At 67.0% G+C, this 12,451-nt stretch carries 11 protein-coding genes; 8 read left to right on the forward strand and 3 right to left on the reverse strand.

Features of this window, described 5'->3' with window-relative positions:
• The first annotated feature begins 10 nt into the window (after positions 1-10).
• Positions 11-1,315, forward strand: a complete 1,305-nt coding sequence (locus ACNFIA_RS11565) for a ferric reductase-like transmembrane domain-containing protein (RefSeq protein ID WP_416784932.1) — start codon at positions 11-13, stop codon at positions 1,313-1,315.
• A 5-nt stretch (positions 1,316-1,320) separates the two neighbouring features.
• On the opposite strand, the gene ligB is transcribed toward ACNFIA_RS11565, so the two are convergent.
• The 3 genes from ligB to ACNFIA_RS11580 form a co-directional block, all read right to left on the reverse strand.
• Positions 1,321-2,988 (reverse strand): NAD-dependent DNA ligase LigB, encoded by a 1,668-nt coding sequence (gene ligB / locus ACNFIA_RS11570; RefSeq protein ID WP_416784934.1) that lies wholly within the window; start codon positions 2,986-2,988, stop codon positions 1,321-1,323.
• A gap of 257 nt (positions 2,989-3,245) precedes the next feature.
• Complete coding sequence (gene metK / locus ACNFIA_RS11575) at positions 3,246-4,436, reverse strand: methionine adenosyltransferase (RefSeq protein WP_416784936.1); 1,191 nt, start codon at positions 4,434-4,436, stop codon at positions 3,246-3,248.
• Positions 4,437-4,454: 18 nt separating this feature from the next.
• Positions 4,455-5,456 carry an ArsR/SmtB family transcription factor gene (locus ACNFIA_RS11580; protein ID WP_416784938.1) on the reverse strand — a complete coding sequence of 334 codons (1,002 nt, stop codon included), beginning with the start codon at positions 5,454-5,456 and terminating at the stop codon, positions 4,455-4,457.
• Between the two features lie 225 nt (positions 5,457-5,681).
• On the opposite strand from ACNFIA_RS11580, the gene tkt reads away from it, so the two are divergent.
• From tkt to ACNFIA_RS11615, 7 genes are all read left to right on the forward strand, one after another.
• Positions 5,682-7,679 carry a transketolase gene (gene tkt / locus ACNFIA_RS11585; RefSeq protein ID WP_259757776.1) on the forward strand — a complete coding sequence of 666 codons (1,998 nt, stop codon included), beginning with the start codon at positions 5,682-5,684 and terminating at the stop codon, positions 7,677-7,679.
• A gap of 90 nt (positions 7,680-7,769) precedes the next feature.
• A complete protein-coding gene (epd, locus tag ACNFIA_RS11590) occupies positions 7,770-8,816 on the forward strand; it encodes an erythrose-4-phosphate dehydrogenase (protein ID WP_416784940.1) in 1,047 nt (348 codons plus the stop codon).
• A gap of 28 nt (positions 8,817-8,844) precedes the next feature.
• Positions 8,845-10,008, forward strand: a complete 1,164-nt coding sequence (locus ACNFIA_RS11595; RefSeq protein ID WP_259757774.1) for a phosphoglycerate kinase — start codon at positions 8,845-8,847, stop codon at positions 10,006-10,008.
• Positions 10,009-10,096: 88 nt separating this feature from the next.
• Positions 10,097-10,291: a hypothetical protein gene (locus ACNFIA_RS11600; RefSeq protein ID WP_259757772.1), complete on the forward strand. Its 195-nt coding sequence runs from the start codon at positions 10,097-10,099 to the stop codon at positions 10,289-10,291.
• Positions 10,292-10,432: 141 nt separating this feature from the next.
• On the forward strand, positions 10,433-10,768 hold the full coding sequence (locus tag ACNFIA_RS11605) for an MliC family protein (protein WP_416784943.1): 336 nt from the start codon (positions 10,433-10,435) through the stop codon (positions 10,766-10,768).
• Between the two features lie 118 nt (positions 10,769-10,886).
• Positions 10,887-11,951 (forward strand): class II fructose-bisphosphate aldolase, encoded by a 1,065-nt coding sequence (gene fba, locus ACNFIA_RS11610; RefSeq protein ID WP_152226796.1) that lies wholly within the window; start codon positions 10,887-10,889, stop codon positions 11,949-11,951.
• A gap of 86 nt (positions 11,952-12,037) precedes the next feature.
• Positions 12,038-12,451 (forward strand): hypothetical protein, encoded by a 414-nt coding sequence (locus tag ACNFIA_RS11615; RefSeq protein WP_416784945.1) that lies wholly within the window; start codon positions 12,038-12,040, stop codon positions 12,449-12,451.

Consider the following 12,451-nt stretch of genomic DNA (forward strand, 5'->3'; position numbering starts at 1 on the left):
GGGAGGACTCATGAAAATCATCTGGATCGTATTGTTGGCCGTGGCCGCCAGCTTTGGCCTGGCCCTGTGGATCGACCCACCGGCCGCGCTGGACATCTGGGTCGTGCGCAAGCAGGCCATTCTCTTCACCGGTGTCGCGTCCTTTGCGCTGATGTCGCTGATCATGCTGCTGGCGGTGCGCCCTGTGTGGCTGGAAAAGCCCCTCGACGGCCTCGATCGCATGTACCGCGCGCACAAGTGGGCCGGCATCCTGGCCATCGTGCTGGGTCTGCTGCACTACCTGCTGGAATTGGGCGGGCCGCTGCTCGCCAGATTCATCGGCAGACCCGTCAAGGGGCCGCGGGTGGAGACCTTCCTCGACGTATTCCGCGGCTCGGCCAAGGAGCTGGGCGAGTGGTCGGCCTGGCTGCTGGGGGCGATGCTGGTCATTACCCTCTGGCAACGTTTCCCGTACCACCTGTGGCGCTACGTTCACAAAACCCTCGCGGTGGTCTATCTGGTGCTCGCTTTCCACGCCGTGGTGCTGGCGCCGGCAGGCTACTGGACGCAGCCCATCGGCTGGCTGGTCGCCTTCTGCGCGCTGGTGGGCAGCCTGTGCGCGCTCTGGTCGTTGACCGGGCAGATCGGCCGCCGGCGCACCCATGAAGGTATCGTGGTGGCGGTCGAGCGCCCCGGCGAGCGCATGCTGGAAGTCACCTGCAAACTCCAGGGCCGCTGGCAGCACCGCGCCGGGCAGTTCGCCTTCCTCACCTGCAATCGCCTGGAGGGCCAGCATCCCTTCACCATCTCCAGCGGCGACCAGGGCAACGGCGAGGTGCGCTTCAGCATCAAGGCGCTGGGGGACTACACCCAACGCCTGCAGGACAGCCTGAAGGTCGGTGATCCGGTGAAGGTGGAAGGGCCGTACGGCCGCTTCGACTTCCGCCGCGACAAGGGCGAGCGTCAGGTGTGGATCGCTGGCGGCATCGGCATCACGCCGTTCCTGGCCTGGCTCGAGTCACTGCAGGGACGGCCGCAGGACTGCCCGGAAGTCACGCTGCTGTACTGCGTGCGCTCCCCGTCCGACGCCATCTACGCCGGTCGCCTGCGCGAGCTGTGTACTGACCTGCCGCGCATCGATCTGCGCGTGCATTACAGCGAGAGCGAAGGCTACCTGCAGGCCGCCGACCTGGGGTTGCAGCCCGGTGGGCAGGGGCGTTGGCCGAGTGTCTGGTTCTGTGGCCCACAGGCGCTGGCCGAGCTGCTGCGCCGTGACCTGCGTCGCCTGGGCATGCCGAGCGGGCGCTTCCACCAGGAAGCCTTCCAGATGCGCTGAGGCGCTCAGAAACCGCTGATGCCGAGGTCGTGCAACTGCTCACGCAGGTGCACGACCTCCGGCGCGTTGAAGAAGGCTTGCAGCTGCGCAGCGCGTACCGTGCCGATGCCGGGCAGCTCCTGCCATTGCGCGGTGCTGCGAGCGGCGAGGGCCGACCAGTCTTCACCCGCCGGGTGGGCGGCGGGGAAGGGCGCTCCCAGGGCGCGCAGCCAGGTTGCGAACGAGCGTTGGCGGGCCAGCAGGAATTGTTGGTTCAGCATGGCGGCGCTGCGCTCGCCAAGGCCTGAAACCTGCGCCAACCGCTCGGGTGTCAGGGTCATCCAATCGAGCAGGCCCTGAAGCAGCCCGGCGTCGTGCAGGCGGCGCCAGGTGCCCGGGCCGACGCCGGACAGCCCCAACCCGTTCTTGCCGCCCAGCCACTCCAGGCGCGCGAGGAATTGCTCCTCGCAGCCCGCGGTGGGGCGCCAGCAGGAGAGGGCGTCGTATTGGCCGTCAAGCGGCGCCGATACCTCCGCACGCGTCGGCGAGCGCCAGACCACGCCGTCCAGCCGTGGGATGGTCAGCCCGGCGAGGGCGATGGCGACCTGGTCGCCGGGGCGAACGTCGAGGCTGCGCCAACGCTTGAGCGAACCGGCGCCGACGCGCTGGATGGTGCGCCCATCCAGCTCCACGGGTGCGAGATGCAGCACGGGCGTGACCCGGCCGCTGCGCCCGACCTTGAACTCCACGCGCCGGACCTCGGCCAATGCCTGCTGGTGCGGATATTTCCAGGCCACCGCCCAGCCTGGCGCCTGGGCACTCCAGGCCTTGCCCGGTGGCCGACGACCCTGGCGAATGACGATGCCGTCGCTGGCGAAGGGCAGGGGGTGGTGAAACCATCGATCGCGCCAGGCCCCGATGTCCGCCTGGCCGGCGACCGCTTCGGTCAACTCGGCGCTGTCGGCAAAGCCGAGCTGGCGCAGGCAGGCGAGGCGCTGCGGCATCTCCAGCGGGCCATCCGGCAGCTCCCAGACGAACAGGCCGATCTGGGCACCTTCGTCGCCCAGCGTCTTGCGTGCCATCAGCCCGGCGACCTTGCCGCGCGCGCCCGCACCGCCTTGGCGGGCCTGCACGTGCTGCGGCAGGCGCCAGTACAGCTCGCCCTGCAGTACCAGGCGGCCGCGCTCGCCAGGTAGCTGCTTGGGAATGGCGGCAATCCGTTGCGCGTTGGCGGTCCAGTCCTGCCCGGCGGTACCGTCGCCGCGGCTGATGGCCTGGGTAAAGCGTCCATCGCGGTAGACCAGCGTGACTGCCACGCCGTCGACCTTGGGTTGCACCCAGAGATCGCGACGATGCGCCAGCCAGTCGCTCACTGCCTTGGCATCGGCCAGCTTGTCGAGGCCGGTGTGGGCCACCGGGTGGCGGACGTCGCCCGCGCTGCTGGCCAGCGGCGTCTCGGGCCCGGCTGCGACGAGGGGGAAGCACGCCTGCCATTGCCGCAGCCGTTCGCGCGCCTGGTCGTAGAGTTCGTCGGCGACGGGGGAGTGGCCGTCCCGATGGTAGGCGTCATCCCACTGCTGCAGCTGCCCGCGCAGGCCGTCGATCTGTCGGGTCGCTTGTTCCGCTGGCCAGTCGGGGCAGGCCTGTGCGGTGAAGGCCAGGCAAAGCAGCAGGACGAGAATGAGAGGGGGCATGGCGGGCCTCGGCACGGTGATGTGCGGGGCAGCCTAGAAGTGCGGCACGGAGGTCGATGCCGAGGGACAGGAAGGAGGTTTCGTTGTGTGGTGTCGGACGCCGGTGATTGTAGGAGCGAGCTTGCTCGCGAACCGCCCAATGCCGTCGCTCGGGCTGTTCGCGGGCAAGAACTCGGCGTCCCCCTCGCTCTTACGCATGCGTTGGCTGCCGAAACGAAAAAGCCCCGCCGAGGCGGGGCTTTTTCTCGCTGGCGGTCTTACAGACCGGCGGCGTCACGCAGGGCGGCAGCCTTGTCGGTGCGCTCCCAGGTGAAGGCGGTGAAGGTGTCGCCGTCGTAGGTCATTTCGAACGGGTTGCGGCCGAAGTGGCCATAGGCCGCGGTCGGCTGGTACATCGGGTGCAGCAGGTCGAGCATCTTGGTGATCGCGTACGGGCGCAGGTCGAAGTGCTCGCGGACCAGCTGGATGATCTTGTCGTCGCCGATCTTGCCGGTGCCGAAGGTGTTGATCGAGATGGAGGTCGGCTGGGCCACGCCGATGGCGTAGGACACCTGGATCTCGCAACGCTCGGCGAGGCCCGCGGCCACGATGTTCTTGGCCACGTAGCGGCCGGCGTAGGCCGCGGAACGGTCGACCTTGGACGGGTCCTTGCCGGAGAACGCGCCGCCGCCGTGGCGGGCCATGCCGCCGTAGGAGTCGACGATGATCTTGCGGCCGGTCAGGCCGCAGTCGCCCACCGGGCCGCCGATCACGAAGTTGCCGGTCGGGTTGATGTGGAACTGGGTGTCCTTGTGCAGCAGTTCGGCCGGCAGCACCTGCTTGATGATCAGCTCCATCACGCCTTCGCGCAGGTCCTTGTAGCTGACTTCCGGGTTGTGCTGGGTGGACAGGACGATGGCGTCGATGCCGACCACCTTGCCGTTTTCGTAGCGGCAGGTGACCTGGGACTTGGCGTCCGGGCGCAGCCACGGCAGCAGGCCGGATTTGCGTGCTTCGGCCTGGCGCTCCACCAGGCGGTGGGAGAAGCAGATCGGCGCCGGCATCAGCACGTCGGTTTCGTTGCTGGCGTAGCCGAACATCAGGCCCTGGTCGCCGGCGCCCTGGTCTTCCGGCTTGGCGCGGTCGACGCCCTGGTTGATGTCCACCGACTGCTTGCCGATGATGTTCAGCACGCCGCAGGTGGCGCCGTCGAAGCCGACGTCGGAGCTGTTGTAGCCGATGTCGATGATGACCTTGCGCACCAGCTCTTCCAGGTCGACCCAGGCGGAGGTGGTGACTTCACCGGCGATGATCGCGACACCGGTCTTCACCAGGGTCTCGCAGGCCACGCGGGCGTATTTGTCCTTGGCGATGATGGCGTCGAGCACCGCATCGGAAATCTGGTCCGCGATCTTGTCCGGATGGCCTTCGGAGACGGATTCGGAGGTGAAAACAGAGTATTCGCTCATCTAACGGTTCCTATTCAATTACCGGTGGGTGAGGACGCTTCGCGAATCCGGCTTGGCGAAGTGCCGTACCTGGATCTGAAAGCCATTACGTAAACCGATGTACACACTTTCGCCGGACGCGAGCCCGGCGGCGTCGGCCCAATGGGCCAGGTCTTCCTGTTCGAACCCAAGCCACAGATCCCCGCAGGCCTCGCGGGCCCAGCTCTGGTCGTGGCTGCAGAGTTCGGTCACCAGCAGGCTGCCACCGGGTTTCACCAGGTGCGCCAGCTGCTTCACGGCCTCGGCCGGTGCGGCGAAGTGGTGCAGGACCATGTTCAGCACCACGCAATCCGCCGCGTCGTCGACATCCCGCAGGGCGTCGGCCAGCCGCAGCCGGACGTTGTTCAATCCTTCACTGGCGCAGCGTTGCCGCGCCATTTCGAGCATGGTCTCGCTGTTGTCCAGCGCGGTGACCTGATCGAAACGCCGGGCCAGCTCCGGGAGGAATCCACCGTCGCCGGGGCCGACTTCCAGCGCCGTGGCGCCGGGGGCGAAGCTCAGTGCATCGAGCAGCGCCAGCACGCTTTCGCGGTATTGCGGCAGTCCTGCGATCAGGTCCTGGGTCGCCTGGAATTTCTCCGCGCTGCGGGCGAAGAAGTCGCGGCTGACGGCCGCACGCTGGGCGTGCACGCCATCGATGCGGGCGCTGACGTCATCGGCCAGGGCCAGCTCGTCGACTTCCTCGAGCAGTGCGCCGTGCAGCGTGCCGCCCAGGCTCTCGGGCTGCGGCAGGGCGCGGCGATAGAAGATCGCGTTGCCTTCGCGGCGGGTGGCTACCAGGCCGGCCTGGGCCAGCACCTTCAAGTGATGGCTCATGCCCGACTGGCGCACGCCGAAGATATGCGCCAGCTCCAGCACGCCGAACGAATCGTTGGCCAGTACCCGCAGCACGTTCAGCCGCAGCGGATCGCCGCCGGCCTTGCACAGGGCAGCCAGCTGGTCGCAATCGTCGTGGCGGATTTCGGGCAGGCGCAGACTCATAGGTGGCGCAGTCTAGTCGCGGGTTCCGGGGCGGGCAATAGCTGTATCAAAAAGTTTTGATATTGGCGGATGAGTGGTTTTTGACCAGTGGGGCGGCGCAGGAGCGTGCCTTGCATCAGGCATCTGCCGATCTGTCATTGCCCCGCAGGGCCCGGCTGGGCGAAAATACCGGCCTTTTTTCATTCCCTTCGATCTTTCGAAGCAGCCCCCGCAGGAGATTCAGCGATGCCCAGCCGTCGTGAGCGAGCCAACGCCATCCGCGCACTGAGCATGGATGCCGTGCAGAAAGCCAACAGCGGCCATCCTGGCGCCCCCATGGGCATGGCGGATATCGCCGAAGTGCTCTGGCGCGATTACCTCAAGCACAACCCGAGCAACCCGCAATGGGCCGACCGCGACCGCTTCGTGCTGTCCAACGGCCACGGCTCGATGCTGATCTATTCGCTGCTGCACCTCACCGGCTACGACGTCACCGTCGATGACCTGAAGAATTTCCGCCAGATGCACTCGCGCACCCCGGGCCACCCGGAGTACGGCTACACCGCCGGCGTTGAGACCACCACCGGCCCGCTGGGCCAGGGTATCGCCAACGCCGTGGGCATGGCGCTGGCCGAGAAGGTGCTGGCCGCGCAGTTCAACCGCGACGGCCACCGCATCGTCGATCACTACACCTACGCCTTCCTGGGCGACGGCTGCATGATGGAGGGCATCTCCCATGAAGTCGCCTCGCTGGCCGGCACCCTGCGCCTGAACAAGCTGATCGCCTTCTACGACGACAACGGCATCTCCATCGACGGCGAAGTCCACGGCTGGTTCACCGACGACACCCCCAAGCGCTTCGAAGCCTATGGCTGGCAGGTGATCCGCAACGTCGACGGACATGATGCCGACGAGATCAAGACCGCCATCGAGACTGCCCGCAAGAGCGATGCGCCGACCCTGATCTGCTGCAAGACCATCATCGGCTTCGGCTCGCCCAACAAGCAGGGCAAGGAAGAAAGCCACGGCGCCGCCCTGGGCGTCGACGAAGTGGCCGCCACCCGCGCCGCGCTGGGCTGGAACCACGCGCCGTTCGAGATCCCGGCGGACATCTACGCCGAGTGGAGCGCCAAGGACACTGGCGCCACCGCCGAGGCCGAGTGGAACAAGCGCTTCGCCGCCTACCAGGCCGCGCACCCGGAACTGGCCGCCGAGTTCCAGCGCCGCGTTGCCGGTGAACTGCCGGCCGACTTCGCCGAGAAGGCCGCGGCCTACGTCGCCGACGTCGCCGTCAAGGGCGAAACCATCGCCAGCCGCAAGGCCAGCCAGAACGCGCTGAACGCCTTCGGCCCACTGCTGCCGGAATTCCTCGGCGGCTCCGCCGACCTCGCCGGTTCCAACCTGACCCTGTGGAAAGGCTGCAAGGGCGTGAGCGCGGACGATGCCAATGGCAACTACGTGTTCTACGGCGTTCGCGAGTTCGGCATGAGCGCCATCATGAACGGCGTGGCCCTGCATGGCGGCTTCATCCCCTACGGCGCGACCTTCCTGATCTTCATGGAATACGCCCGTAACGCGGTGCGCATGTCCGCCCTGATGAAGCAGCGCGTGCTCTACGTGTTCACCCATGACTCCATCGGCCTGGGCGAAGACGGCCCGACCCACCAGCCGATCGAGCAACTGGCCAGCCTGCGCCTGACCCCGAACCTGGACACCTGGCGCCCGGCCGATGCCGTGGAGTCCGCGGTGGCCTGGAAATACGCCATCGAGCGCGCCGACGGCCCGTCCGCGCTCATCTTCAGCCGCCAGAACCTGCCGCACCAGCCGCGCGACGCCGCCCAGCTGGCCGACGTGGCCCGTGGCGCCTACGTGCTCAAGGACTGCGACGGCGAGCCGGAACTGATCCTGATCGCCACCGGCTCCGAAGTCGGCCTGGCGGTGCAGGCGTTCGACAAGCTCAGCGCCGAAGGCCGCAAGGTGCGCGTGGTCTCCATGCCGTCCACCAGCGTCTTCGACCAGCAGGACGCCGGCTACAAGCAGGCCGTTCTGCCGGTCCAGGTGGGTGCGCGCATCGCCATCGAAGCCGCCCACGCCGACTACTGGTACAAGTACGTGGGCCTGGAAGGCCGCGTAATCGGCATGACCACCTTCGGTGAGTCGGCCCCGGCCCCGGCGCTGTTCGAGCACTTCGGCTTCACCGTCGAGAACGTGCTGGAAGTCGCTGCCGAGCTGCTCGACGCCTGATCCGGCTCTTGCAGGGGCGAGCTTGCTCGCGAACCGCTTCGCTCGAATCACGGGCAAGCCCGCTCCTGCGACGATCACCAAGGGATAACAATGTCCAAGCGCCCTTACCGTGTTGCCCTCAATGGCTATGGCCGCATCGGCCGCTGCGTGTTCCGTGCCCTGCACGAGCGCGGCGCCAAGGCCGAGTTCGCCATCGTCGCGCTGAACGACCTGGCGGACCTGGCCAGCCTGGAATACCTGACCCGCTTCGACTCCACCCACGGCCGCTTCCCCGGCGAGGTGAGCGTGGCCGATGGCTGCCTGCATGTGGGCAGCGACTGCGTGAAGGTGTTCCGCGAAGCCGAACCCGAGGCCATCGACTGGCGCGCCCTGGACATCGACCTGGTGCTCGAATGCTCCGGCGTCTACCACACCCGTGCCGACGGCGAGCGCTTCCTTGGCGCCGGGGCGCCGCGGGTGCTGTTCTCCCAGCCGATGGCCAGCGAGGCGGACATCGACGCCACGGTGGTCTTCGGCATCAACCAGCAGGGCCTCTCCGGCGCCGAGACGCTGGTGTCCAACGCCTCCTGCACCACCAACTGCAGCGTGCCGCTGCTCAAGCTGCTGAACGAGGCCGTGGGCATCGAGTATGTCTCGATCACCACCATCCACTCGGCGATGAACGACCAGCCGGTGATCGACGCCTACCACCACGAAGACCTGCGCCGCACGCGCTCGGCCTTCCAGTCGGTGATCCCGGTGTCCACGGGGCTGGCGCGCGGCATCGAACGCCTGTTGCCGGAACTCGCCGGGCGAATCCAGGCCAAAGCCATTCGGGTGCCGACGGTGAACGTCTCGGCTCTGGACATCACGCTGCAGGTCTCCCGCGATACGTCGGCCGACGAGATCAACCGCGTGCTGCGCCAGGCCGCCACCGACGGCCCGTTGAAAGGCCTGCTGGCGTACACCGAGCTGCCCCACGCCAGCTGCGATTTCAACCACGACCCGCATTCGGCCATCGTCGATGGCAGCCAGACCCGCGTTTCCGGCCCCCGGCTGGTGAACGTGCTGGCCTGGTTCGACAACGAGTGGGGGTTCGCCAACCGCATGCTCGACACCGCAGGGCATTTCCTGCGTGTCGCCGCTACCGAACGTTAATCAAACAGCCCCTACAGGACTGACTGTCATGACCGTGTTGAAGATGACCGACCTCGACCTCCAAGGTAAGCGCGTACTGATCCGCGAAGACCTCAACGTTCCGGTGAAGGACGGTGTGGTCAAGAGCGACGCGCGCATCCTGGCCTCGCTGCCGACCATCAAGCTGGCCCTGGAAAAGGGCGCGGCGGTGATGGTCTGCTCGCACCTGGGCCGCCCGACCGAAGGCGAATTCTCCGAGGAAAACAGCCTGCAGCCGGTCGCCGACTACCTGGCCAAGGCCCTGGGTCGCGCCGTGCCGCTGGTCAAGGACTACCTGGGCGGCGTCGAGGTGAAGCCGGGTGAAGTCGTGCTGTTCGAGAACGTGCGCTTCAACAAGGGCGAGAAGAAGAACGCCGACGAACTGGCCCAGCAATACGCCGCCCTGTGCGACGTGTTCGTCATGGACGCCTTCGGCACCGCCCACCGCGCCGAGGGCTCGACCCACGGCGTGGCCAAGTTCGCCAAGGTCGCCGCGGCCGGCCCGCTGCTGGCCGCCGAGCTGGAAGCCCTGGGCAAGGCCCTGGGCAACCCGGCCCGCCCGATGGCGGCCATCGTCGCCGGCTCCAAGGTGTCGACCAAGCTCGACGTACTCAACAGCCTGGCGCAGATCTGCGACCAGCTGATCGTCGGCGGCGGCATTGCCAACACCTTCCTCGCCGCGGCGGGCCACAAGGTCGGCAAGTCGCTGTACGAAGCCGATCTGGTCGACACCGCCAAGGCCATTGCCGCCAAGGTCAGCGTTCCGCTGCCGGTGGATGTCGTGGTCGCCAAGGAGTTCGCCGAGAGCGCCGTCGCCACCGTCAAGGACATCGCCGACGTGGCCGACGACGACATGATCCTGGACATCGGCCCGAAGACCGCCGCCCAGTTCGCCGAGCTGCTGAAGACCTCCAAGACCATCCTGTGGAACGGCCCGGTGGGCGTGTTCGAATTCGACCAGTTCGGCGAGGGCACCAAGACCCTGGCCAAGGCGATCGCCGAAGGCTCCGCGTTCAGCATCGCTGGCGGCGGCGACACCCTGGCGGCCATCGACAAATATGGCATCGGCGAGCAGATTTCCTACATTTCCACCGGCGGTGGCGCCTTCCTCGAGTTCGTCGAGGGCAAGGTCCTGCCGGCCGTCGAAGTGCTGGAGCAGCGCGCCAAAGCCTGACGCTCCGGGCGCCGCCGGGCGACAGTAAAGCAAACCTCTGCGGCATCCCCGGGTCACAAGCCTTGTACGGATGCCAAGGAGAACGGTCATGCGAGCTGTCACCCCCGTGCTGTCGTTATGCCTGGTGCTGGTGGGGTGTGCCGGAGGCGGCGCGGCCCCCAGTACCTGTGAAGTGATGAGCCCGCCCGCGGTCATGGTGCCCTCGGACCAGAACCGCGAACGGGTGGAAAGCCAGAGCAGCGGCGATCCGACCCCTGGCCAGAAGCCGGTGAACTGCCCCTGAGGCAGCGCCCGGCGGTCGGGTTCACGATCTGACGGTGCCGCCCGCGCCCACGCACGGGCGGCACTGGCGTTCCTGCGGCGGGACGGGCAATCTGGCGCATTGGATATCCGGCGGCACGTCCGCCCGAAGGAGAATCGCCCGATGCTGCGTTATTTCGTCCCGGTGCTGGCCCTTGCGCTGCTGGCCGGCTGTTCCAGCCATTCGTCCGACGGCAAGGCCGGCACGGGCACTGGCTGGAACCATTGGGTCTGCGACAGCGGGGCCGAGGTGCGCTGGCATTACGTGGACCCCAGCAGGTCGGTGGTCGACCTGCAACTGGGGGACGATGACGTCGTGCATCATCTGGAAGAGGAACCCGGCGGCTCCGGCGCTTTCTATAGCGACGGGCTGATCGGCTTGAGCATCAAAGGTGACCAGGGCGTGGTCTACTGGGTCGAGAGCAACGACCTGATCGGCCGTGGTTGCAAGGCGCGCTGAGCGCCGATTGTCCGGCGTACGCCGGACTACTTGAACACCGCCTGCCCCTGCGGCAGGCTTGCACACCTATCTTTACGGGTTCATGTGAATGAGCCCGCCTTCTGGGAGAAGCGAGACCATGGCACTCATCAGCATGCGCCAAATGCTGGACCACGCCGCCGAGTTCGGCTACGGCGTTCCGGCTTTCAACGTCAACAACCTCGAGCAGATGCGCGCCATCATGGAAGCGGCCGACAAGACCGATTCCCCGGTGATCGTCCAGGCATCCGCCGGCGCCCGCAAATACGCCGGTGCGCCCTTCCTGCGCCACCTGATCCTCGCCGCCATCGAAGAATTCCCGCATATCCCGGTGTGCATGCACCAGGACCACGGCACCAGCCCTGACGTCTGCCAGCGCTCCATCCAGCTGGGCTTCTCCTCGGTCATGATGGACGGCTCGCTGAAGGAAGACGGCAAGACCCCGGCCGACTACGAATACAACGTCCGCGTCACCCAGCAGACCGTTGCCTTCGCCCACGCCTGTGGCGTGTCGGTGGAAGGTGAGCTGGGCTGCCTGGGCTCCCTGGAAACCGGCATGGCCGGCGAGGAAGACGGCGTGGGCGCCGAAGGCGTGCTGGACCACAGCCAGCTGCTGACCGACCCGGAAGAAGCCGCTGACTTCGTGAAGAAGACCCAGGTCGACGCCCTGGCCATTGCCATCGGCACCAGCCACGGCGCCTACAAGTTCACCAAGCCGCCGACCGGCGACATCCTCGCCATCGACCGCATCAAGGCGATCCACGCGCGCATTCCGGGTACCCACCTGGTGATGCACGGTTCGTCCTCCGTCCCGCAGGACTGGCTGGCGATCATCAACGAGTTCGGCGGCGAAATCCCGGAAACCTACGGCGTGCCGGTCGAGGAAATCGTCGAAGGCATCAAGTACGGCGTGCGCAAGGTCAACATCGATACCGACCTGCGCCTGGCCTCCACCGGTGCCATCCGTCGCTTCCTGGCGAAGAACCCCAGCGAGTTCGACCCGCGCAAATACTTCGCCAAGACCGTCGAAGCCATGCGCGATGTCTGCATCGCCCGCTACGAAGCCTTCGGCACCGCCGGCCACGCCTCGAAGATCAAGCCGATCTCCCTGGAAGGCATGTTCCAGCGTTACGCCAAGGGCGAGCTGGAAGCGAAGGTCAACTGATCCCGCTCCCGCTGCTGCTCTGTTTCTAGAGAGCTGAAGAGCCCCGCCCTGCGGGGCTCTTTCGTATCCGCCAGAAGGAAGTCCCGATGTTGCGTGCCTGGTTTTCCCTGCTGCTACTGGTCCTGCTCGCCGGCTGTTCGCTGCGCCCGACGGCGCCGGCGACCCCGCCGCCCAGGCCGCCGGTGGACCTGCCGGTGGACGCGCAGAACTGCCTTACTCACCAGGAGTGCACGCTGAAGACCTCGCGCACCTTGTTGTTCGTCTTCGACTACGCGCAAGCCGGCGCGGCCCTGGTGGAGAACGAGAATCGCGTGCTCAGCACGCCGGCGAAAGCGCCGAAGAACGGCTGGCCGGCGATCCGCATCCAACTGGCCGACCCGGAGGGTGGACGCTTCGAGTTTTCCAGCGCGTGCCGGCAGAAGCGCTGCCGCATCAAGGAAGCGCGACTGCTCAACTGCTACCGTAGTTACCTGGACGGCAAGGCCTGCCGATTCCGCTGA

The sequence above is a fragment of the Pseudomonas sp. NY15437 genome (assembly GCF_048068435.1).
Classification (GTDB): domain Bacteria; phylum Pseudomonadota; class Gammaproteobacteria; order Pseudomonadales; family Pseudomonadaceae; genus Pseudomonas; species Pseudomonas nitroreducens_B.

Excerpts from the sequence above, each read along its gene's own strand:
- fba (WP_152226796.1), top strand. The coding sequence starts at position 10,887 with ATGGCACTCATCAGCATGCGCCAAATGCTGGACCACGCCGCCGAGTTC.
- tkt (WP_259757776.1), top strand. The coding sequence starts at position 5,682 with ATGCCCAGCCGTCGTGAGCGAGCCAACGCCATCCGCGCACTGAGCATG.
- metK (WP_416784936.1), bottom strand. The coding sequence starts at position 4,436 with ATGAGCGAATACTCTGTTTTCACCTCCGAATCCGTCTCCGAAGGCCAT.
- ligB (WP_416784934.1), bottom strand. The coding sequence starts at position 2,988 with ATGCCCCCTCTCATTCTCGTCCTGCTGCTTTGCCTGGCCTTCACCGCA.
- epd (WP_416784940.1), top strand. The coding sequence starts at position 7,770 with ATGTCCAAGCGCCCTTACCGTGTTGCCCTCAATGGCTATGGCCGCATC.
- ACNFIA_RS11595 (WP_259757774.1), top strand. The coding sequence starts at position 8,845 with ATGACCGTGTTGAAGATGACCGACCTCGACCTCCAAGGTAAGCGCGTA.
- ACNFIA_RS11580 (WP_416784938.1), bottom strand. The coding sequence starts at position 5,456 with ATGAGTCTGCGCCTGCCCGAAATCCGCCACGACGATTGCGACCAGCTG.
- ACNFIA_RS11615 (WP_416784945.1), top strand. The coding sequence starts at position 12,038 with ATGTTGCGTGCCTGGTTTTCCCTGCTGCTACTGGTCCTGCTCGCCGGC.
- ACNFIA_RS11600 (WP_259757772.1), top strand. The coding sequence starts at position 10,097 with ATGCGAGCTGTCACCCCCGTGCTGTCGTTATGCCTGGTGCTGGTGGGG.
- ACNFIA_RS11605 (WP_416784943.1), top strand. The coding sequence starts at position 10,433 with ATGCTGCGTTATTTCGTCCCGGTGCTGGCCCTTGCGCTGCTGGCCGGC.
- ACNFIA_RS11565 (WP_416784932.1), top strand. The coding sequence starts at position 11 with ATGAAAATCATCTGGATCGTATTGTTGGCCGTGGCCGCCAGCTTTGGC.